The sequence below is a fragment of the Salinibacterium sp. PAMC 21357 genome, assembly GCF_000247645.1.
Classification (GTDB): Bacteria; Actinomycetota; Actinomycetes; order Actinomycetales; family Microbacteriaceae; genus Rhodoglobus.
Window position 1 is genome coordinate 137,705 of the sequence record NZ_AHWA01000004.1, and the last position, 21,932, is coordinate 159,636.

A 21,932-nucleotide genomic window follows, 5' to 3' on the forward strand; every position below is an offset into this window, starting at 1 on the left:
GCTCTGACCACTCCACTTGATTCCTAACAGGAAATCATCCGTTCGGGGCGTCGCGGGTACGGTGCGAGGCAGAGGTGAGAAACAGCGGGCGGTGGCGGTGTAACGATCGGACCAGCAGTTCCAGTGCCCGGCGAACTGGCACCTGCGTTGTTTTGGGCGACAACGGTGAGGGTATAGCGAGAGGCATCGGGGAGCCCGCTGGTCGTGGTGCTGGTCCCCGTGATGGTACCGCTGTCACCGTTGCTCAGTGTCCACTTGTACGTCAGGTTGTCGGTCACCGCTGCGCCTCCACCGCTGGCATTCCACGTCCATCGAATGGTGCCGGGGCTGGTGCTCTTGGTGACCGTGCCAGCGATCCCTGTGACCTGTGAAGGGACGGTCTGATTGCGTACCTGAGCTGAGTTCGAGGTGCCATCGGCGCCCCGCTTGCCTCCGGAGTTCTGGGCGTAGACGGTGAACGTGTAATTGCCCGCCGCTAGGTTGGCGGTCGTCGCTGCACTCGTTCCGGTGGTATTGCCGGACTGACCGTTACTTGACGTCCAGTAGTAGGTAGTGGTTCCGCCAGTAGCTCCCACCGCAGGCCAGGAGGCCGTGACTCGGCCACTCGGCGCCCACGGGCTTGTCACTGACGCGGTGACACTGGGCGCGACGGGAGTGCCGTAGGGCGTGATCTGGTCGCTTGTTGGCGACCACTCCCCTGCCCCGTGCTCGTTGATCGCGCGCACGCCGAAGGTATACGACGTTCCATTCTGAAGGCCCGTGATCGTGCACGGAGCACCCGCCTGGCACCCGGTGGGAAGATTTGCGACCGCCGGGGTGGTTCTCACTTCGTAACTGGTGATCGGTTTACCGTTCGTCGCGGGAGCGACAAAACGCCAGGTCGCTGACTTGTCTCCGCCAATCGCGGAGCCCGCATCCTGAGTCGGCTTCTGCACCCGGTCGGGAATGTCGCTCACGACGAGAGTGATTGTGCCATTGACCTGACGATCGACATCTGCCGTGGCATCCGCAATTGTGTAGACAACTTCGATGACACCGCTCTTGAGCGCTGCATCGGGGCGAATGGTCACCGTGGTGCCGGTGAAGCTGACTTCGGCTGGCTCCCCCGTGTTTTGCACGGTCGCCTTGACGATCTTGAGCGCTTCGCCCGTGGACTGATACGGGTTCGAGTCATTGGTCAACGGGTTTACGGTTACGGCACCGTCGCCGCGCTGGGTCTCGAGCGCGTCGGAAACTGCAACCGCGAGGGGCCGCGTCGACCCGACCACGGTCACGTTGATCGTTCCGGGCACCTCGAATTTGTCCCAGCGCAGCGTGACGCCGAGCGTCATGGTGGTTCCCTTAGGGGTATTCCTCGGCACATTGAGACTGAGCTCTGACCCGCTGAGTTTCGCGTCTAGGCCCGCGCTCGCCCCAGTGAGGTTCGAGTATTTGACCTCGTTGAGGATGTTCGGATTCTGGTGCGCGGTGGAATCGCGCAGGTCAAGCACGGTCGTCTCGCCCACTTCGACCTGAGTGTTGGGGGTGGTGAACTCGGGGGCCGTATCGCGGAATTCCGGGTCGCCAACGACAATGTTCATCCTTAGCCCGGCAGAGTTGCCCGCCGGATCATTCTTAGACGCACCGTCAGTGACCGTGAAACTTATGGATGCGGGACCGCGATAGTCGGCCGCCGGGGTGAAAGTAATGGTGTCTTTATCCACATAGTTCGACGAGCCGTCACCCTGGACTGCGCTCACTGACGTCGCTTCGGGAATCCAGGCATCGCGGCCTGAGGGAACGACGAGAATATCCGAGAGCTTCCACTCGCGAGTCTCATTCATGCCCACGTATTGAATGGGCAATTCGGGATCAACGGCGGGCGGCTCATCGAAATCTTCATCGACAGCAGCGGGGACGATAATGAACGCACGCGCGGTCAATCCATCGAGCTCGTTCGTAACGCTGTAAGTAATCGCCTGGCGGGTTTTGCCCGGCGTGACCTCAATCTCACCATTCTTCTCACCGAGAACACCGGCATCTGCGTTAGCACCTTCGAGCGCCACGACGAGATCTTCTGTTACCCCAGCCGGGTTAAACGCGTGACCATCGAAGAGATCGACCGTGACCGATTTTTTGCCGGCGATGTCTTTCGTGAGAACGCTAATGTCATCCGCGGAGGGCGGAAGGATCGGGGCATCCGGCGTCACTTGCACCAGCACGTAGCTGACGGCCGAGCCACCACGGTTGTTTTCCAACCGGTATCGCAAAGAAAAAGACTGCTCCGAGTCCGGGGCCTCGATTACCAAGAACTGCTTGCGCACAACCTCCGCCGAAATGCCGTCAGGTACATCGATGAGGTCAGGCGAGACCGAGAGCGGTGCTCCCTGCGGGTCAGAGTCGTTGTCACGAAGATCGACCTGCGCTACTCGACCCGGTCTGATCGAGATGCTGTCCGGAACGGCAATAGGGTCACGCAGTTCATCAGGCTCCGGGATGACCGCAATCTTGACATCGCCGACGCCCGTTGCGCCGAAAGCATCGACCACTTCGTAGCTGAACGCATCGGTTCCCGCCGCAGCCGACGATGCTTCATAGATGAAATAGTCCGAGCCGAATTCCTTGATCGTTCCGAGCGTGGGATTGGCCGGGAACCTGAGCAGCACGGTCGAATCGCCATCGGGGTCCACCGTGCTGAGGGGAATTTCGATGAGAATCTCGCCGCCGGCAAGCACACGAGCGACCAGAGCCGTGGGAACCGGATCTTGGTTGGCCTCGAGATTGACCGGCGTTACCGTGAACGTCGCCGTTGCCGCCGCCGTCTCACCGAACGGGTCGATAACGCGGTAATCGACAGTGTACGAACCAGGAGCGGTTGGCGCTTGAAAGCGCAATTGGTCGCGGCTCACAAAAGCTACACCGGCCGTCGGCTCCGTCACTAGTTCAGGATCAAGCGACATCGGGCTGTCATCGGGGTGGAAATCGTTGGCGAGCACATCCACAGTAATGATGTCTCCCGCGCGCACCTTGGCGGCATCGTCGACCGCTACCGGCGGTTGGTGCTTGGTGAGGGCGGGCACCGGCACAACCGTGACGCCCGCGCTCGCCGTGCCAATCCCATCCGAAATTGTGTAGGTGAAGTTGACCTGACTGGTGAGCGCAGCCGGAGAGGTCACTCGAATGAGTGTGCTCTCGAGCAGCTCAACCACGAGACCCTTGGCGATCAACTCAGGATCGACGTCAATCGACTGAACGGCAAGAATGTTGCCGCTGGGGCTCACATCGTTAGACAACACCGAGACGGTCGTGGGTTCATCACCACGCAGGTACGCCGTATCTTTCACGGCAACGGGAGGGAGCTCGGTTGTCTCAGGGTTGGCAAGCACGTCGATCCGCACCAAGCCGACGCTGGTATTCGCCCCCGCGCTCACCGTGTACGTGAGGTAATAGATTCCTGCCTTCGACGAACTAAAGGTAATCTCGCCACGATCGCTGTTGAACGAAACGACCGCATCCTTGTCTGCCTCGTCTAATGCGACGAGTGCGAGCTGTGCCCCCGATGGCGAAAGATCATTGAGCAGCGGCTCGATGACGACAGTTTCGGTGGCGAAAACCGTTGCAAAGTCGGGAGTGCCGACTGGATTCAATGTGCCTGTAGGCTCCACCGTGACCAGCAGTTCGCCCTGCGCCGGAGTGTCGCCACCATCCGAGACTAAGAACGTAATCTCCTTCTCGCCCAACTCTGATGTTTGGTGAGTGAAGGTGACAAACCCGTCGGGTGTGAAGCGAACCAAGTCGCCAGATTTGGGTGAGGCGCCAACCAGGTAAAGGTCGTCGCCGTCGGGGTCTTTCCAATCGGCAAGCACGTTATAGCTCACCGTTTGGTTAGCTTCAACGCTGATCCCCGCTTCACGGACGCTGAAGGGAAGCTCGTTTCGGCTCGTGGGCACCACCGTCGCGGTCACCCGCGCCTGATCTGTTCCTTGGCGACCATCGTCGATCGTGTAGTTGAAGGAAATCGATCCGACAAAATCGTCGACCGGGGTGAATTGAAGGGCCCGGCCTCCATCGATGAGATCGAGGCGCCCTGTCGACTCCGCAATGCGATCAAAGGCCGAAATCACCAAGACATCGCCATCGGCGTCGGTGTCATTCTCGAGCACGGGGAACACGGTCGTGCGGCCGGGGCGAACGCCATACTCATCGTCAGCGGCGACGGGCGCGCGATTGGTGTCGGTGCGCTCGGCAAGAGTGTCTTCGAATGACTGGATAGACGACTTCTCGTCGCCCTCCTCCTCAGACTCTTGATCTTCGGGAGGGGTAACGTCTTCCCAGTTCTCGACGAGGCGCATGTTGTCGTCGACCAACCACACGTTGCCGTTCGAGAGATCGTTGAGCGCAATCACCGACTTGTTGACGCGAAACTCCAGCACGCTTCCCTGCGTCGGCTCCGGAATCTGCTGAATCTGCGGTTCACCACCGGTACAGGCAAGAACGTAGCGCTGAGCTGACGACCAGGCGCCATGAGCGCACCCGTCGAGAGCAACCGGAGCCGAAACATCCGACACTTTAGCGTTGGCATTGTCAATGTCGGCGGCAAGGTCAGTAACCGTTCCGTTGCCCAACTCAATGCGTTGAAGAGAATCGGCGGTGGCGACGAGGGCAAAATCGGGCTCGGCGCTGGATTGCTGCAAACGCAGCCCTGGCTTATCGAGCGGGTAGCGTTGCCCACTTTGGGTCACAACTTCGTTCGTCGATTGGTCAAACACCACGGCTGAATCACCAGCGGCGGCAATCTGAAACTCTCCCACCGCCGGAAAGTCTGACTTCACCGGCTCGTCAGCAATGGTTTCCACGCGGTAGAGCGCTTTATTCTTGGGCGATACAGCGATAACCACGCCATCGCGGGTCACTGTGGCCCGCCCTCCAGCGCCGAGCGCAATAAGTGGCGGATCAGAGACGTAGTTGAACTGAAGATCGCCAACAGCCGGAACGATCCAGAGATCACCCTTTGGCGACACGATGGCCAAGTTTGTTCCGCCGAATGAGACGTCCGCATCAGGAGGAACGTCGATGGCAGAAGTAACATCTGTCGTTGCCGGATCGACCGATTCGACTCGATGGGCCACGGGATCATTCATGAACAGCGCGTCGCCGTCTTGCAGCACATCGAACTGGGCACTCGAGGCGATTACCGAACCATTGAGCTCATCGATTTGACGGTTCAGTCGCCCGCCAAGCAATTGCTCGCCGTTGGTCACCCACACATCGCTTGCCGTGAGATCAACGTCAGAAACGGGAAAACCGGGGTGCAGCGCCGCCACCGTGAGAGGAACTCCCACGACCAAAGACAGCGCGAGAACGGAGGCGATATTCTTGCGACTTCGTGCAGCACCGAACGACAGCTTCACGTTGCACTTCTCCCGAACTCTGCACGGATCGCGTGCACTAGGTCACGCAACAGCTCTCGAATCACATTCCTTGAATTATCCTAGCATTTTAGGACTTCGCACAAATAAAATTGATGCTCCGGCCCTGAGTCACGAGTGGCGTCACTCAGGAAAGCACGCCTCCAACGGATTCGCGGATTCAGTCCCCGCGCGCACGATGCGTACATCGATGCACAACGTTGTCGCGGCAACATAACCATCTACCGGGATTATGCCGTCGACGGACTGGCGCACCGGCTCGCTCTCTCGCCCCACTCGTTTCCAGATGATGCGGTCATCATCCTGGCCCGAAGGATTGTCGACGGTGAAAGTAACCGTTCCCTGGGACTCCGTGGCCGAGATCAACAGTGGTGTCGGCACGCTTTCGACGACGGCCGACGTAGGAGCGGTGGAGGGAGCGGCCACTGGAGGAGTCTCGGTTGATGGCGGATTCGTGACCACCAGCGCGATGACCACGGCGGCCGTAAGCACTGCTGCCGCTGCCCCCACAATCCACGTCACGGCCTTTCGACTCGAGGACTGCGGCTGCACTTGCTCCGGTGGGGTGCTGGCACGTTGGAACTGCTCGGTTGTAACCTCCGGCATCTCCGCTGGCTTGGGCTGGCGGTGAACAACCACAGTCTCATCAGACTCAGTCCCGTTCGCCGGGGATACATGCTGCGGTGCTCCCCGAAGCTGAGTCTCATCCGCAGCGGCCGTGCCACCCCACACCGGTGCCGCTGATTCAGCTGGGGACCACCGCGGTGCCGCAGAGACGGGTTGTGCGTCAATCGTTGCTACGCCACGGGCCCTCGTTGCATCATCATCTTCGGCGCCTGAATGCGTTACCTGGTCGACAGCTAGATTCGGCACATCGACGGTTGTTGCCGCGTAGCCCAGCTCCAACTCGATTCTCTGCAAGGCTCGCGCAAAATCGAGTGCCGTCGAAAATCGCTCCTCCCGCCTGGTCGCCATCGCTTTACGCAACACAGCGACCAAACTTGCCGGAAGATCGGTGCGGGTCATCGGAGTAACGAGCCCTCGTTCGATACGACCCATCAGGTCGAGCGCGCCATTGGGCCGTCCTGCTTGTTCAAACGGGGTATGCCCAGCGAGAAGGGTATAAAGGGTCGCCGCGAGCGAGAACACGTCGGCGCGAACATCCGGATTGGGATCATCCTCGAACATCTCCGGGGGTGACCACGGCACTGACATGCCAATTGATGCCCCAGTCGTTGCTCCGCTTGCCTGCGCCAGCGATTCACTCGTGCTGGTATGAGCCGGCAGCTCATCGTCGAACGCCGACGAAATGCCGAAGTCAGTAAGCGCTGGCCACCCGTAGTCATTGGTGAGCACATTGGCAGGCTTAATATCGCGATGCAAAATTCCGGCAGCATGCGCGGTTGCCACCGCCCCCGCTACCCGCACGCCGATTCGAAGCACGTCGGTCACCGCGAGGGGTGCTGCTTTGTAACGCTCCGCGAGGCTCGGGCCAGAGCAGTACTCCATAACGAAATACGGGCGATCATCGGCGGCGACATCCGCATGAAAGATGGAGACGATGTAAGGATGCGTTGACAGTTGCGCCATGAGGTTCGCCTCGGCAACGAACGCCGCTCTCGTCGCTGGCGCGAGATCCTCTGTGAGTAATACCTTTACCGCAACACGTCGTTTTGGCAGATGCTGGTCATAGAGAAAAACGTCGCTGAATCCACCCGAGCCGAGGATTTTCACAAAGGTGAAGCCCGCAATTTCGGGAGCAACCGACGGAGCCCGCCCCATTACGCGTCCTCGCCCAAAGTCAGAGTGACGTCGCCGCCAAGATCAATCACGGTACCGACGATGACTGCGGTCGGCTCGCCCGCCCGCAATCGTTGAGACGCCTGCCCGGGAATTGCCACCAGCGTTCCATTTCGCGAATGCAAATCTGTCACGACCGCTGTGCCTCCTTCCACCACGATTTGTACATGGTTGCGGGAGATGTCTTTGTCGCCCGGAATCGTGACAAGTCGTGGGAGTGCTCCGCTGGAAACCTTGCTGACGGAAGGTGCCCGGCCGACCAAGATCGGCTGTGTGAGCATCTCGCGCGCCCCCGTCGACAGCTGGAGATAGAGACGCTGTTGTTCGGGCAGCGCTGCTTCCGTCGGAGCTGGTTTCGCTCTGCCTGCTCGTCGATCGGCCAAATCGCTCACCAAAACGGTCATTCCATCGTGGTCCCCCACTGGCGCAGGCTGTTCGACCGGGGCCTCGACGGATGCCACTTTGGGTGCTGGTGGGGTCACCGGGGTGACCGGGGTGACAATAGCGCTCGGGGCGGGAACGGGAGTCGCCACGGGCGCTGGCGGTGCGGCGGGCGGTGGCGGTGCGGCAGGCGCTGACGGTGCGGCAGGCGCTGGCGGTGCTGGCGGTGCTGGCGGAGCCACGGGTGCCACAGGTGCCGCAGGCGCCGCAGGCGCTGGCGGCGCTGGCGGCGCGGCGGGCGTTGGAAGCGCGGCGGAGGAAGCCCCCGACGAAGGTGACGGAGGATCGCTCGGCACTGCGGGAACGCTCGGCACCACGGGAACGCTCGGCGTTTGGACTGGCGCCCTTTCCGGCGATGACGCCGACGCGAGCGTGCAACTCACTCGACCTGCACGAACGACACCGGCAACAATGGGGAGAAGTTCGCCGATCGCCGCGCCATCGACTGCAATTTCGCAGGCGCTGACACTGTCAAAATGCTGTTCCGCCCAAGTGCTCACGCGTGCCCCGGTGACCGTTTCTGGCCCGTGATCCGCCGTTATGGTCACCGTAACGGGACCACGAACGATAACGCTGGCACTGCTCGAGTCAGGCGCACTTGACTCCCAGCCCACCACGGCGAACGCCGGGGTGGAAGCTAGCCCGCGAGCGCTCAGCGTTTCGACCGCAGCTTGCACTCCCTGTTCGCGATTGGCCCAGAGCGCATTGATGAGATCCGCTTCGCATGAGTCGACGAAGACGACGTGGTGTTCCCCCATAATCGCTGACCACGGGGCATCGCTTGCGGGCGCGTAGAGGTACTTCATTGCCACTGCGGTCTACTTCCTTGGTCGGGTTTGTTCGAGATACGGGGACGAGCCACGATCACCAGTGGCTTCATCGATAGCGTTGGTGCTCGTTGCCCTCGTGGCTTCGACGACAACCACGGTGACGTTGTCGGAGCCGCCTGCCGCAATCGCGGCCGCAACGAGTCGATCGGCGATACTTTCCGCTTCGGCCAGCGCGCCCCTATCAGCGAGAATTGCGGCAATGAGATCGTCATCGAGTTCTTTGGAGAGCCCATCTGAGCACGCGAGGAAGGTGTGATGAGTCCCTACCGGCAGCAGCCAAAAGTCGGGGCTAACGTCAGGATGGATGCCCAGGGCGCGAGTGATTACGTTGCGATCCGGGTGCGTGAGCGCCTCGAAATCTGTGATGTGACCGAGCTCGAGAAGCTCCTGCACTGCCGAATGGTCGACAGTAACCTGCTCCAGATTACGGCCATCCCAGTGGTAGACCCGCGAATCACCGACGTTGAATGCCATCCACCGCGGCTCTGCATCCGCACCCACGGAGACCAAGGCAACACCGGAGAGCGTTGTGCCCGACACCGCCCCATCGCTGTTCAATTCGATGACCTCGCGGTTGGCATCCGTGATTGCCTGCACGACATGTTCCGGAGTGAGCACCGCGTGGTGCCCGATGGTGCGCGCAAAGCTGTGCACTACACATTGGCTTGCACGGTCACCGAAGGAGTGGCCGCCCATCCCATCGGCCACCAGAAAGAGACGCGGAAGCACGAGAAAGCTGTCTTCGTTGATGGAACGAACGGCGCCACGATCGGATGCCGCCGAAATAGCCAAACTCAGCGGTCCGTTGGGCAGCCCTACGTCGTATTGATCAGAGATCGTCACCCTGCCCCCAAGCATTTGTCAGATCTTAACGTAGCAACGAACGGCCGAGAACGTGTAGCGGCATCATGCCGCAGAGACAGTCGACGCCAAATCGGCTAGCGGCTCAAAAAGCGAAAGCAACGCTCCGGGCTCAGTGACGGTCGCCCGAAGCACGAAGTACCCGCCGTCTACGGCAAAAGCGTAGGTAGCGCTCGATGTCAGCACCGGCTGGCTTCGGTTGACCGTGCCAGTTCGCACGCAGAACACGACGTCTAGACCTGTAGCCGCCACATTTTCTGGCAGTGTTTGATCGCCCAACGAGTCGGGCTCATTCATGCCTGCGATTTCAGCGAGGGATGATCGACCGGCAGCAGCCGCAGAAATGGTCTCTGCTTCGACGACGCGAAATTTTCTGACACCGGGTTCGAAATAGAGCAAACACCATGGAGAACTCCGGGTAGCCGCAGCCTCCACCCCCTCAATGAGCTGCTCGGTGAGGTCTAATCGGCGGTCGGGCGAGCTCATGTCATGGTCGGTGGCAAGGGCATCCACTACGGCAGCAGTCGCCCACGCTTCGCGAGTGGCGAAAATTTCTCCGGGGCCGAACTCCGGAATCCAGAGCCAGTCGCGAGGGTACCGAAGATAGACCGATGGCTGGTGGCCCTGACCGGAAATCACGTCGTGCGTCAGCGACGTGTTCCTTTGGCGCTTATTCATCAACTCGATTGCTTCACGTTGCGCACGGGATGCGACGTCACTCGGTCGTTGAGGCTCCCGCGGTGCACGGTCGCGGCTTCGTGCTGCAGCACGGTGTGGGTCAGCGCTGCTCTGCCGAAGCCCTGAATAGGCGTTCCCGACCAGCTGCCGATGTCGCACGGTAGCAATGGCAACCAGAGTGAGGGCACCGAGCGCCACCCACAGGTATTCCGGTGCGTACACATCTCCGTCGCCCAGCGATCGCAATTTCAGTACGCCAGCCTGAACAAGGGCAAAAAAGACTGCTATGCCGGAGTGAACGGCGATCGCTGCGGGGAAAGTTTCGACCGAAAGCGCACTACTGAGTTTCGATCCGGAGCTCGACTGCCACCATCGCGCCGGCTTCCAACAGACGATCATCCCGATCAGGATGACGCCAACGGCCACGACCCCCACCCAGACAGGCACAGCCCCATTCGAAAGAGTTGAAATGGTGCAGGCCGGGTCGTCGGAGCAACGATCGATTCTGGCGTCGCTCCACGTCGCAAAGGCGATCGCCGGCGCCAGTATTTTGCTGCCGAGCAAAACGAGGATCATGGCGAGCATCGTGATGGTGAGCGACCAGCCCACGGCATGCCCGATTCGCTGGCCATGCGCGGTGCGTTGTCGGGCAATACGCCGCTTGATGCTTTCTGGCGCGCCTTGAACGCTGGGCGCCCTGAAGCCGAACCCGAAGATTGCGACGATCCCGACTAACCACAACACTCCCAACCACACCAACGGAGCATCGGTCACGATCAGTGAAGCGACGCACGCCTCGTCATCGGAACAGGCCGCGATGGCGTTGGCAGGCCAGGCTGTCGAGGCGGCGACCACTCGCGACGTCGCCTCGATACCGAGGACTAAAAACATCGCGCCGAGAACCCCAAAGAACGCTCGGGTTGCCAGTGAGCGCATGAAAGACTTCCCGTTATTCTTCGTCAATGGGAAGGATCCGCGTCGGCGACAGTCGCTGCGAGATTGGCGAGTGGATCAAGAAACACGTCGAACCCTCCGGGGTCTGTGGTTTCTGCGCGTAGAGCGAAGTAGCCTCCGCGCACGGCGAATAGATAGCCAGCCTTCCAGAGGATGCCGACCGTTACCGACACTGTGGGGCCAAAGCCCATCACGACGGGGAGTCCGGTGTCGATCACGCCAGCGCTCAGAGGGTGTTCCCCGAAGGATGAAGAAACATACACGCTCGCAACGCTGCTGAGCGGTGCGCTGCCCGCTCCCCCGCCCGCAATGGTCATTGCTTCGACGGAGCGAAAGATTCCGCGGAAGGAATCGAAATAGACGTAGCATCGCTGCACCTCGCGCGCGGCGGCGTCAACAGCGATTGACGTGAGCGACTCGATAAGGTCTTGCCTGTGCGCGGCGGAAAGTCGAGTGCGCGCCACCGCGGCCATTTCAGCGGCGACCGCAGTGGCCCAGTCGCGAGGCGCACCGAAAGGGAGCCCGGGCCCACAATCGGGAATTGCGATCCAATCCGGCGGATGACTCACGAGAACACTCGGCGGCGGATGTTCGCTGGACGAATTTGCCCCACCGATGACGGCGTTACGGGAGCGTTCAGCAGCCTCGCGGAGGCGGGCATTGGGCGAACTACTCAGTGGTCGCCCCGTTCGCGCGGCTTCACGCCATTCTTCGTTGACGGCAACCAGCTTCTGGTTTGTCTCGAAGACAAGGGCGGGAGGCTCGTTCGGATCCCGCGGCCCCACTACTTTCTGATACCGATACCACGAGACTGCGGCGAGGGTGCTCGCTGCGAGGAACGCCCACAGGTATTCGGGCGCGTAGACCTCTTTACCTCGTTGTTGAACGCCCGGGGACAGCAGCAGAAAGGTCACCGCCGCCACAATCGCGTGCGGTCCGACACCGAATGGATTGACAAAAGGCGACCGTGGAGAGAAACGACGTTCTGCGGGTCCGGGCAACCACCACCGCGAGGGTTTCCGACAGATAATCATCGCCGCGGCGATCACCGCGAGCCACGCGAAGGCCGCCCCCACCGGAAGTCCGTTGCCGGGCAAGGTGGTGAGGACGCACAGCGGGTCATCCGAACAACGATCAACTTTGGCCTGAGTCCACGTCGAATTCGCGATCAGAGCGGCGATGAGGGGGCCGATAAAAAGCGCGGCGATGAATCCAAGCGACGAGTACACCAGCACCCATCCCACGGTGAGTCCGATTCGCTGATCTGCGTGTTGCTCGCGGATCGCCGCGACGCTCCCCTCAACCACGGGGAATCGTCGACTGCGAATGACGAGCGCGACAAGCCCAGCGAACCAGGCAGCACCGATCCAGATCAGTGGTGCTTCGGTCAGGATGGCGACCGTCGTGCAGGCGGGATCTCCTGAGCATTCGACGATTCGTTGTGCTGGCCAGGCAGTAGAGGAGACGACAACGTTGACTAGCCGCCACAAAGCGAGCACGGCGACAGCGGCCACCGCAATGAAGAATGCCGTCACTCCGACGATGACGTGGCGCGGTTGACCCGAAAAAGTGCCCCGATCACCTGCGGCCAACCTGGCAAATAATGTGCTCATTCATCGATCTTTCTGCTGCTGGAGAGCACTCGCTCTCGGCCACGGGCAACAGTAATCGACAGCCTAAGGATTCGTCAGCTCCCACGGTAGCAACGAATAGGCGACAGCGCTGAAACCCGGCGGTATGCTGACCAGAGCGCACCACCCTCGCGCTACCACCACTTGCCATTTTGTTTTTTGCCCACAAGGCCAACTCGCAGGAGAAGTTCATGATTACACAAACGTCAACGACGTTAGAAGCCCCCGTATCCGCCATCGAAAATGCGGATTTCACCCACGAGAACGTGCTCATTTCTACGGGCAAACGTTCCGGCCTCGTCATTAGCGTCGCCGTGCACTCCACCATCCTCGGTCAGGCTCTCGGTGGCGCTCGAATGTGGAACTACCCGCACTGGACGGATGCTGTCGCTGACTCCCTTCGCCTCTCTGCGGCGATGACGCTCAAGAACTCGGCCGCTGGCCTCAACCGCGGTGGCGGAAAATCCGTCATCCATATCCCTATGGGCGTTGCACTCACCGCTGAGCAGAAGCGTGACGCCATGCTCGACCTTGGTGATGCCATCGAAAGCCTCAACGGCACGTACATGACTGCCGAAGATGTGGGCACGAGCGCAGAGCTCATGTCGGTCGTCGCTGAACGCACCGAACATGTCTGTGGCCTTCCCGCCGATCAGGGTGGTGCCGGCGAACCCGCTGACGCCACTGCCGCTGGAGTGCACGCCAGCATCCTGGCCACTTGCGAAGCACTCTTCGGCACCCGGGATGTAGCTGGCCGTCACTTGATAATTTCTGGCCTCGGTCAGGTGGGTGGCCGTTTGGCACGCTCGCTTTCCGCCGCCGGCGCGGTGTTGACGGTCACCGATGTAAACCTCGATCGCAAATTGCTTGCGGCCGAACTCGACGCCAACTGGGTCGATGCCGATGAGGCACACAGTGTGGTTGCCGACATCTATGTTCCCTGCGGCATGGGTGGTGCACTGACCCCCCGCGTCATCCGCGAACTCAACGTCAGCGGCGTTGTCGGTGCTGCGAACAACCAGTTGGCCCAACACGATGGTGCAGAAGCTCTTGCTGAGCGCGGCATTCTTTGGGCCCCCGACTTTGTGGTGAACGGTGGCGGGGTTATCTACCTCGACATGGCGTCAGAACCGGATGCTGATGCCGATGCGATCGCGAAACGCGTCGAGGCCATCGGCGACACCGTCACCACCATCTTTCGCGATTCTGCTGCTCAGGGCATCACGACTCTGGATGCTGCGGAGCGTCTCGCTCAGTCGCGACTCGTCACTCACTAGCCCGGAGGTTTGCGCCACGAGGCGCGAAATTCACACGGCTTAACGAAACGCGCGGTGCACGCACCCTTCGAGCTACTGCTCGGGGTGCTGCACCGCGCGTTTTCTGTTGTTCGCTGCGAGTGCGCGGGTCGCGCGTTAGTTGGATCGCGCGTTAGTCGATCGCACGCAGGCCGGTCGCGTGTTAGTCGATCGAGACGCTCTCGAGCTCGCGCTTCTTGTCGCGACGCATCTTGGCCAGGCTCGCGAGCACGGCTACTGCCATCGCCGCCAAGATCACGATCAACGACGTCCACGTGCCAATCTCGGGCGCCCAGTCAACATGTTCTCCGCCATTGATGAACGGCAGTTCGTTGACGTGCAGGGCGTGGAAGAACAGCTTCACACCGATGAACCCCAGCACGAAGGCGATGCCGTAGTGCAGGTACTCGAGCTTGTCGATAAGGTCGCCAAGCAAGAAGTACAGCTGACGTAGCCCCATGAGCGCGAAGATATTGGCGGTGAACACGATGAACGGGTCGGTGGTGATTCCGAAGATTGCAGGAATCGAGTCGATCGCGAACACGAGGTCGGTAATACCGAGGGCCACGAACACGACGAGGATCGGTGTGAAGACCTTCTTGCCATCGATTGTGGTGCGCACTTTGCCACCATCGAAGTTCGGGGTGATGTTGATGTGCTTACGCAAGAAGCGGATGATTCCGCTCTCGGTTTCTTCCATGTCGTCATGGTTTTCGAACACCTGGCGAATGGCCGTGTAGAGCAGGAATGCCCCAAAGATGTAAAAGATGAAGCTGAAGTTTTCGATCAGTTGAGCGCCGAGGAGGATAAAGATTCCGCGCAGTACGAGCGCGATCAGGATGCCCACCATCAGCACTTCTTGTTGGTACTTTCGCGGCACCGAGAATCGACCCATGATGATCACGAAGACGAATAAGTTATCGATGGACAGACTGTATTCAGTGACCCAACCGGCGATGAACTGACCGGCTTGCTCCACGTCGCCAAGCAAGAACATGAGGAGCGCAAAAACAAGCGCCAAAGTGACGTAGAAACCCACCCACAGTGCGGATTCTTTGGTGCTGGGAATGTGAGGGCGCTTGTAGGCCAAGATCAGATCGGCTGTGAGAATAACCAGCAGAACCGTCATCGACGTTACTTCGAACCAAATAGGCAGAGTGGTCAAGAGAATCCATTCAAGGGTTTCGAGGCGTGGTGGGACTCGAAAGTCTCTCCCGCATCCAAAAGAATTGTGGATGCCGTTGCCCCGGAGCCACTACTGAGTGGCTCGTATTGACGAGTACAACGAGGTGGGATACTCCCCTTCGCGATCACTATGGTAACCGATTCTCGCTCGGAAGTTGTGGTGTTTCTCCCAGCTTCAGCACCGCTCGATAGATCAGCGATTGCTGTATGGTCAGTGGATGCTGACTAGTGCTTCGCGCGTTGATGTAATGAACCGACTCGGTCGAGCCATGGCCGACCCCACCCGCGCACGAATCCTCCTAGCGTTGCTAGAGAAGCCCGGCTACCCAGTGCAGCTCGCGCACGATCTCGAACTGACCCGTAGCAACGTCTCCAATCACCTCACGTGCTTGCGCGGCTGCGGACTCGTCGCTGCAACCCCCGAGGGCCGCTCGACTCGCTACGAGATCGCCGATGCTCACCTCACCCGCGCACTGACCGCCGTTGTCAACGTCGTACTCGCTGTCGACGACGGTGCCCCCTGTGCCGACGACAACTGCGATGTTCCGCTCTGCTGCTCGGCGTCTGCTTCGTCGTCGGAGCTCGACGATTCGGGCTCAACCCCCGACGTGGGCTCAACCCCCAACACGGGCTCAGGCGCAGCGTGAGCGAAGAGTGCTGCGGCACCGCGAAGCCGCAATCCGCATCACCAGTCGCAGCCGTATCCGTCTCAGCAGCATCCAGCGCCGCAGCACCCGGCGCCGCTCTAGGCGCGCAAAGTCCCGGCACGACCGACAGCACTCGCCCAAACTCTTCCTCTGACGTCGTCGAGCCGGATGGCGGCCTCGCTCCGTGGTGGCGCGATCGCGCGCTAGCCCTACCCGCACTTTCGGGAGTTCTTCTCATCGCAAGCGGGCTTGAGATAGCAGCCGGGGTGACCGGTTGGCCGGTGACGGTCACGCAAGCTGCCGGGCTCGCCGCTGGCGCCGCTACCTTTGTTCCTGGTGCGCTTCGCCGCTTAGCTCGGGGATCACTCGGGGTGGGGCTACTGATGACAATCGCAGCGGTCGGTGCCGTGCTTCTTGGTCATGTCGGCGAAGCGGCCGCCCTCGCCTTCCTCTTTTCCATCGCCGAAGCTCTCGAAGATCGAGCACTGGATCGCGCCCGTCACAGCCTGAGAGCGTTGCTCGATTTGATTCCCGCGACGGCACGTATCGAGCGCAACGGAAATGTAGTACAGGTCGTTGCCACCGAAATCGTCGTCGGAGATGTTTTTCTTGTGCGCGCCGGCGAGCGCGTCGCAACGGATGCCATTGTCGCGAGCGGGCGCAGCAGCGTCAATACCGCTGCCGTAACCGGTGAGTCGATCCCCCTGGCGGTCGATGCTGGAGACACTGTTCTCGCGGGGTCTATCAACGGTATTGGCGCACTGCGCCTCCGCGCGACCTCACCCGGCACGGATAACTCGCTGACGACGATCGTACGATTGGTCGAAGAGGCCAACGCCCGCAAGGGCAATCGGGCCCGACTAGCCGACAGAATTGCTCGCCCGCTCGTGCCTATCGTTCTCGCCATTGCCGGCGCCATTGTCGGTTTCGGCTTTCTCGTCGGAGACCCGGAACTGTGGACTGAGCGCGCGCTCGTTGTGCTCGTAGCGGCCTCCCCCTGCGCGCTCGCAATCGCAGTGCCCGTCACCGTGATTTCCGCGATCGGTGCGGCGAGCAAACTGGGCATCATCGTAAAGTCTGGCGCCGCCTTTGAACGGATGGGCAGCATCCGCACTGTCGCCTTCGACAAGACCGGCACCCTGACCCGCAACACTCCCGCCGTGGTGGCAGTCGAGACGGCGCCGGGCTTCAGCCGTGAAGATGTGTTGCGCTTTGCCGCGGCACTCGAAATGCACAGCACTCACCCCCTCGCGAGCGCCATCCTCGCTGAGCACCCGCAGCCTCCCCGCGCCCAGGACGCAACAGAGGATGCGGGCTACGGGCTCACGGGTATTGTCGACAACGCGCGCATCCGTGTCGGAAACACTCGATGGATTGATCCCGCCGAACTCTCGACTAGCGCCAGCACTCTTGCCGACAACGGGATGACGGTCGTAGCGGTGGAACGCGACGGTCAGGCCATTGGGCTGCTCGGCATTCGCGACGAACTGCGGCCGAATGCTGCGCAGGCAATCGCGCAATTGCAGTCCACGGGCATCCGCACCCTCATGCTGACGGGAGATAACCCGCGCACTGCTACCGCCCTCGCCTCCGAGGCGGGAATCAGTGATGTGCGTGCCTCGCTTCTGCCGATCGACAAGGCCCGCGCCATCGAGGAACTTGTCGCCGAGGCCCCCACGGCGATGGTCGGCGATGGCATCAACGATGCACCGGCCCTAGCCTCGGCCGATGTGGGCATTGCGATGGGCGCAACTGGTTCGGCCTCGGCCGTCGAATCAGCGGACGTCGCGTTCACGGGCAGCGACCTGAGGCTTATCCCTGTTGCCTTGCGTCATGCGCGGCGGGGCAGGCGCATCATGACGGGCAACATTGCGCTTTCGCTCGCGATCATTATCGTGCTCTTTCCGCTAGCGCTTACCGGAGTTCTCGGCTTGGCGGGTGTCGTGCTTGTGCACGAGATCGCCGAGCTGGTGGTCATCGCTAACGGGCTGCGAGCGGCGCGACTCTCCCCCAGCCTCGGGACAGTTGCCCCACTCGCGCCGCACTCGCCGCCTTCGCCTTAGGTGTACCAACTGGGTTCAGGCACCTCGTTGAGCAGCACATACTGACCAACCTCACGCTTTTTGTAAGGCGCCGGGTCGTGCAGGCTGTGGGTGCGAAGATTACGCCAATAGATGTCCAGACCGACCGAATTTGCGGATGCCCGCGCGCCCGTTAGCTCGAATACCTTCGTGGCGACTTCGAGCCCGTCTTCACTGATGCGCAGCTTGCCGGCGGCAATTCGCACCGCAATTTCTCCGCGGCGTCGCGCGGTGAGCTCGGTGCGCGGCGCATGCAGGACGGCGCTGATCTCGGCTCCAACAGAGTTGAGGAGGGCTTCATCCGCCCACAGTTTTGACTGCAACTGGCCATAGCCTTCGAGGATGTACCACTCCTCTGACGCGTGGGCTTTGTTGTCTCCGCCATATGGCCACGCACGGCTCTTGGTGCGTGTATAGGCGGAGGCATTCTCGATGGCAGCGTGAGCTATGCCGAGATAGAAGTTGGCGAACACCAGCTGGATGGCCGGAACGTTGAGGGTGCCATAGGTGAGCGGCTGAAATTCTTTGCCGACGAAACCCAGTGCCGTTGCCCAGCTGGTGCGCACACCATTGATCTGAACTGAACCCGATTCGGTGAGGCGCTGCCCAAGATTGTCCCAATCGCCATTGAAGACAATCGCGGGCTGATCAGTGGGAACGATCGCAAAGACGTGGGTGTCGGTTCCTTCGAGAATTCCCTCGAGCACGGTGAGGTCAGAGACAACGCCGCCCGTGGAGAATGACTTGTTGCCCGTGAAGATGATGTCACCGCCGTCGTCGGCCACGGTCAGATCGGAATCCCGAGGGTTGACCGCGCCACCGATGAGAAAGTTGTTCTCCGTGTACTGCTTTTCGACGGCCGCGATTTGCTCGTCAGTGCCCACCAGTCGTGCCGCCCAGGCCCAAAGGTAGTGGTAGCCCAGAAGTTGACCGATAGAGCCGTCTCCGCGGGCAATGGTGCGGATAACTTTATAAGTCGTCTCCCACGGCTGCCCACCACCACCGTGTTCGATAGGGCCGAGCAGAGTCACCAGGCCAGCGTCTTTGAGCAGTTTCACCTCGGCGCGTGGCGGCAACTTTGCGACATCTCGCTCGACGGCGTCGGCCGCGAGGATGTCAGAGACCTCCTCGGCACGCTGCAACCAGCCTTCTGGCGTGGTCGGACGGGGAACGGAGGCCCAACGGTTCTCGGTTATCGCACTGGTGACGGTGACATCAGACATGGTGTTGCTCCTTAGATGTAGACCCCCTTTTCTGGGTGGTGTGGGCTACATCCTGTGCCCGATCTCATGCAACGTCGAGTTTGTGTCGACTATGTTGCGTTGCGCTACTACTTGTTACGAATCGTGTGGATTCGTGACTAATCGCGCGGGTGTATTTTGGTGCGCATCCGCCGCCACAGCGACCGCACTCGGCGGCGGGTTCTCATCCAGAATGCCCGCGATCGAGCGCGGGCGGCGGCGTGCCGTTCAGCTTCTTGCTGCCGCTCCTGCATGAAAGCCTTCATGCCTTCCTTGTTGCGAGTCCGGACCCACTGACCGTTTCCGCCACCCATAAACATCCTCGTCACAGCCCTTCTACCTTGCAATCTCGTGCTTCCACTGTAGGCACGAGCCCGCGATTTTTGCACGCGAACGACAGACTCCGAAGACGGTTCTCGGTTAGCCTTGATCGCAACTCACTGTCAATTTTCAGCCGGAGATTTCATGAAAAAGGCCCTCTTACCCACCCTCGTCGCATTCGGCTTGTTCGCTATGGTCGCGATAGGCGTATTAATTTACGTGACGGTGAACTCGGCAGACACGAGCCCCACCGCTGACTCCCCCGACGGCACTGCAACCACACCGTCTTCTGCGGTTGCGAGCGACTCCCACTATCTAGACACAGCGGATTCGGATGCGGTGACCGTTGTCGAATTCCTCGACTTTGAGTGCAGCGCCTGTGGCCAGTTCTACCCCTACGTTGAGGCAATGCGTGAGCATTACGACGGCAAGATCAACTACGTAGTGCGCTACTTTCCCCTGCCGAATCATCCACACTCGATGGAAGCCGCTATTGCCGCCGAAGCGGCAGCGCAGCAGGGCGAGTTTGAGGCGATGTATCACAAGCTGTTCGAGACACAGGCCGAGTGGGGCTTTGCTGACGGTTCGCAATACAGCGTATTTCGCGACTATGCCGCCGACCTCGGGCTGGATCTCGAGGCTTTCGACGCCGCCATTGCAGACCCAGCAACTCAAGCCCGCGTCGAAGCAGACTTTGAGGCTGGCCAGGAACTTGGCGTCAACAGCACCCCGTCGTTCTACGTGAACGATGAACTCATTGACACTCAGCGTGTCGAGAATCTGCCAGAAGCGATAGCGGCGGCGCTGAAGTAACACGAACAGCCTCACACCCGATCCGAAGAGAGGTCAGCTGTGAGGCCGAAACCGGACCGAGGCTCCACACAAGAAGTCACGAGAATCCGGCGTTCAACCCCCTGTTTTGGGTGCCCGTTAACGACGAAAGTTCCGGTCATGTTCACACGAACATGACCGGAACTTTGCTACTGTGACCCCAGCGGGATTCGAACCCGCGTTACCGCCGTGAGAGGGCGGCGTACTAGGCCTCTGTACGATGGGGCCGTCACAACAACTACAAAAGTATGCCACAAATTTGAGGCAATATTTTCCACCACCGCCAATTCCGAACCACAGGATCATTCTTGACTGCTATCACGCGCGCCACCACCGCCCTTTTCGTTGCGACTGCGATGCTCGCAACGCTCGCGGGGTGTTCGCTGCTCTACCCGGAACTTGCTCGTGACGACAACGGCCAAGTGCTCGAACCGGCCGTCATCGGTTCCACCGAACTGTTAGTGGGAGACTGCTTCAGCTTTGTCGACGACAGCAATCTCAGCGAGGCAGAAGTCACGCCCTGCGTTACCGACCACAGCCATATTGTGATCGGCAAAGGAGAACTGACCAAACCGGAAATCACCGAAGCCGGTGGCCTGCAAAGCGCAGTCTCGTCATCCTGCTCCGAAACCTTCAGTGCCTTCAAGGAGACCGTGGCAGACGGAGTTCGGCCCGACCAAGAATTCATCATCTCTGAGCGCAGCACCGACGACGGCGCGCTAATGACCGATTACGCCTGCATAGCAACGGATGCACCCACACCCGAAGCGTAGGCGAAAGCGTTAGGCGCGCTGGTCAAGAATGTGCAGCACGCCAGGAACGATCGTGACATCGATGGGAAGCGCTGCAAAGCGCTCACCGTCGGCATACGCGGTGATCTCTTCTGACTCGATGCGGATGTGCTTTCCGCGGTACACCGTGACGCGCGGGTCGCTGAGATGCGTTCCGCTGAACACGCGCGGGAAGACACGCAAGAATGCTAACCGTGAGAGAGCTTCGACGACGAGAACGTCGGCAAGGCCGTCATCCACTAGGGCATCTGGGGTTACTTTCATCCCGCCGCCGAGCGAGACGTTGTTACCGACGCTGATGAGTGCGCCCGTCGTTTCGATGACCTTGTCGTCGATCGTGAGCTTGTATTTGATGGCCCGCAATCGCAACAGCTCAATGATCAATGCCACCGTGTAACGGCTGGGACCCTTGGGCCACGACATCAGGTTGGCGCGCTCATTGACGATTGCGTCGAATCCGGCAGACAGCACACACGCAAACCAGCGCGTTGCCGCCGTTCCAGTAGCTTCGTCGACATAGGCCACGCTGCCAGCATCGATGGCACGAGACGGTCGGCTGAGGCCGCGCACGACACTTGCGATCGCAGCTTCGGTGTCGTTGAAGGGGATGCCCAAACCGCGGGCCATATCGTTGCCCGTACCGGAGGGGATGATGCCCAACGGCACCTTCGTTTTCGCGACAAGGTTCGTGCCGAGGTTGACCATCCCATCGCCACCAACAACGAGCAGCGCATCAGGCTTCTTGCTCACCGCTTTGCGGCCGCGCTTTAGGAGCAACGCAAAGTTCGGCTCCTCAAGAGCAGTGACCTCGTGACCGAGTGCACGCAGCGCCTCAACAGCCTGAGGGCCAACATGCTTGCCTTTGCCAAAAGACGCTGTCGGATTGATCGCGACAACAAGACGCAGGGGTTTGATCGACTCCACCTGATCAGTATGT

The 21,932-nt window shown here is 60.6% G+C and carries 15 protein-coding genes and 1 tRNA gene; 6 read left to right on the forward strand and 10 right to left on the reverse strand.

The window, feature by feature from the left end; genetic code table 11:
- Nucleotides 1–23: 23 nt before the first annotated feature.
- The 3 genes from ON14_RS03950 to ON14_RS03960 all read right to left on the reverse strand — a co-directional run bounded on the left by ON14_RS03950 (nt 24) and on the right by ON14_RS03960 (nt 7,690).
- Nucleotides 24–5,390, reverse strand: coding sequence for an Ig-like domain-containing protein (locus ON14_RS03950; RefSeq protein WP_010203328.1), 5,367 nt, complete (start codon nt 5,388–5,390; stop codon nt 24–26).
- Between the two features lie 141 nt (nt 5,391–5,531).
- Nucleotides 5,532–7,190, reverse strand: coding sequence for a serine/threonine-protein kinase (locus ON14_RS03955; RefSeq protein ID WP_010203329.1), 1,659 nt, complete (start codon nt 7,188–7,190; stop codon nt 5,532–5,534).
- Nucleotides 7,190–7,690: an FHA domain-containing protein gene (locus tag ON14_RS03960; RefSeq protein ID WP_141629943.1), complete on the reverse strand. Its 501-nt coding sequence runs from the start codon at nt 7,688–7,690 to the stop codon at nt 7,190–7,192. The genes ON14_RS03955 and ON14_RS03960 overlap by 1 nt, the downstream gene beginning before the upstream one ends.
- A 13-nt stretch (nt 7,691–7,703) precedes the next feature.
- On the opposite strand from ON14_RS03960, the gene ON14_RS15105 reads away from it, so the two are divergent.
- A complete protein-coding gene (locus ON14_RS15105) occupies nt 7,704–8,180 on the forward strand; it encodes a hypothetical protein (RefSeq protein ID WP_141629944.1) in 477 nt (158 codons plus the stop codon).
- A gap of 287 nt (nt 8,181–8,467) precedes the next feature.
- Here ON14_RS15105 and ON14_RS03975 read toward each other — a convergent pair whose 3' ends face one another.
- From ON14_RS03975 to ON14_RS03985, 3 genes are read right to left on the reverse strand one after another with little or no spacing between them, the layout of a single operon-like run.
- On the reverse strand, nt 8,468–9,337 hold the full coding sequence (locus ON14_RS03975) for a PP2C family protein-serine/threonine phosphatase (RefSeq protein ID WP_010203332.1): 870 nt from the start codon (nt 9,335–9,337) through the stop codon (nt 8,468–8,470).
- A gap of 48 nt (nt 9,338–9,385) precedes the next feature.
- Nucleotides 9,386–10,954: a hypothetical protein gene (locus ON14_RS03980; RefSeq protein ID WP_010203335.1), complete on the reverse strand. Its 1,569-nt coding sequence runs from the start codon at nt 10,952–10,954 to the stop codon at nt 9,386–9,388.
- Nucleotides 10,955–10,977: 23 nt separating this feature from the next.
- On the reverse strand, nt 10,978–12,585 hold the full coding sequence (locus ON14_RS03985) for a hypothetical protein (protein ID WP_010203337.1): 1,608 nt from the start codon (nt 12,583–12,585) through the stop codon (nt 10,978–10,980).
- Nucleotides 12,586–12,794: 209 nt separating this feature from the next.
- Here ON14_RS03985 and ON14_RS03990 point away from each other — a divergent pair, with 209 nt between their 5' ends.
- Entirely contained in the window at nt 12,795–13,880 is a 1,086-nt protein-coding gene (locus tag ON14_RS03990; RefSeq protein WP_010203338.1) for a Glu/Leu/Phe/Val dehydrogenase family protein, read from the forward strand.
- A gap of 181 nt (nt 13,881–14,061) precedes the next feature.
- Here ON14_RS03990 and ON14_RS03995 read toward each other — a convergent pair whose 3' ends face one another.
- A complete protein-coding gene (locus ON14_RS03995) occupies nt 14,062–15,063 on the reverse strand; it encodes a TerC family protein (RefSeq protein ID WP_443208535.1) in 1,002 nt (333 codons plus the stop codon).
- A 238-nt stretch (nt 15,064–15,301) separates the two neighbouring features.
- Between ON14_RS03995 and cmtR the strand changes: the two genes are divergently transcribed.
- Together cmtR and ON14_RS04005 are read left to right on the forward strand one after the other, a co-directional pair.
- The gene (gene cmtR / locus ON14_RS04000) at nt 15,302–15,730 is read left to right on the forward strand and encodes a Cd(II)/Pb(II)-sensing metalloregulatory transcriptional regulator CmtR (RefSeq protein WP_081503515.1); all 429 of its coding nucleotides are present in this window, start codon (nt 15,302–15,304) and stop codon (nt 15,728–15,730) included.
- The gene (locus ON14_RS04005; protein ID WP_010203341.1) at nt 15,727–17,793 is read left to right on the forward strand and encodes a heavy metal translocating P-type ATPase; all 2,067 of its coding nucleotides are present in this window, start codon (nt 15,727–15,729) and stop codon (nt 17,791–17,793) included. The genes cmtR and ON14_RS04005 overlap by 4 nt, the downstream gene beginning before the upstream one ends.
- On the opposite strand, the gene ON14_RS04010 is transcribed toward ON14_RS04005, so the two are convergent.
- The gene (locus ON14_RS04010) at nt 17,790–19,034 is read right to left on the reverse strand and encodes an acyl-CoA dehydrogenase family protein (RefSeq protein ID WP_010203342.1); all 1,245 of its coding nucleotides are present in this window, start codon (nt 19,032–19,034) and stop codon (nt 17,790–17,792) included. The two genes, ON14_RS04005 and ON14_RS04010, sit on opposite strands and share 4 nt — an antisense overlap.
- 483 nt (nt 19,035–19,517) lie before the next feature.
- On the opposite strand from ON14_RS04010, the gene ON14_RS04020 reads away from it, so the two are divergent.
- Nucleotides 19,518–20,186, forward strand: a complete 669-nt coding sequence (locus tag ON14_RS04020) for a DsbA family protein (RefSeq protein WP_010203343.1) — start codon at nt 19,518–19,520, stop codon at nt 20,184–20,186.
- 173 nt (nt 20,187–20,359) lie between these two features.
- On the opposite strand, the gene ON14_RS04025 is transcribed toward ON14_RS04020, so the two are convergent.
- Nucleotides 20,360–20,432: transfer RNA gene (locus tag ON14_RS04025), tRNA-Glu, on the reverse strand.
- An 80-nt stretch (nt 20,433–20,512) separates the two neighbouring features.
- Here ON14_RS04025 and ON14_RS04030 point away from each other — a divergent pair.
- Entirely contained in the window at nt 20,513–20,977 is a 465-nt protein-coding gene (locus ON14_RS04030) for a hypothetical protein (protein WP_010203344.1), read from the forward strand.
- A 9-nt stretch (nt 20,978–20,986) separates the two neighbouring features.
- On the opposite strand, the gene ON14_RS04035 is transcribed toward ON14_RS04030, so the two are convergent.
- Nucleotides 20,987–21,919: a diacylglycerol kinase family protein gene (locus ON14_RS04035; protein ID WP_010203345.1), complete on the reverse strand. Its 933-nt coding sequence runs from the start codon at nt 21,917–21,919 to the stop codon at nt 20,987–20,989.
- Nucleotides 21,920–21,932 lie beyond the last annotated feature (13 nt).

Bases quoted from the DNA above. Each gene is read 5' to 3' on its own strand.
- ON14_RS03990 (WP_010203338.1), top strand. From the start codon at position 12,795: ATGATTACACAAACGTCAACGACGTTAGAAGCCCCCGTATCCGCCATC.
- ON14_RS03955 (WP_010203329.1), bottom strand. From the start codon at position 7,190: ATGGGGCGGGCTCCGTCGGTTGCTCCCGAAATTGCGGGCTTCACCTTT.
- ON14_RS04010 (WP_010203342.1), bottom strand. From the start codon at position 19,034: ATGTCTGATGTCACCGTCACCAGTGCGATAACCGAGAACCGTTGGGCC.
- ON14_RS03980 (WP_010203335.1), bottom strand. From the start codon at position 10,954: ATGCGCTCACTGGCAACCCGAGCGTTCTTTGGGGTTCTCGGCGCGATG.
- ON14_RS03975 (WP_010203332.1), bottom strand. From the start codon at position 9,337: ATGCTTGGGGGCAGGGTGACGATCTCTGATCAATACGACGTAGGGCTG.
- ON14_RS03985 (WP_010203337.1), bottom strand. From the start codon at position 12,585: ATGAGCACATTATTTGCCAGGTTGGCCGCAGGTGATCGGGGCACTTTT.
- ON14_RS04020 (WP_010203343.1), top strand. From the start codon at position 19,518: ATGAAAAAGGCCCTCTTACCCACCCTCGTCGCATTCGGCTTGTTCGCT.
- cmtR (WP_081503515.1), top strand. From the start codon at position 15,302: ATGCTGACTAGTGCTTCGCGCGTTGATGTAATGAACCGACTCGGTCGA.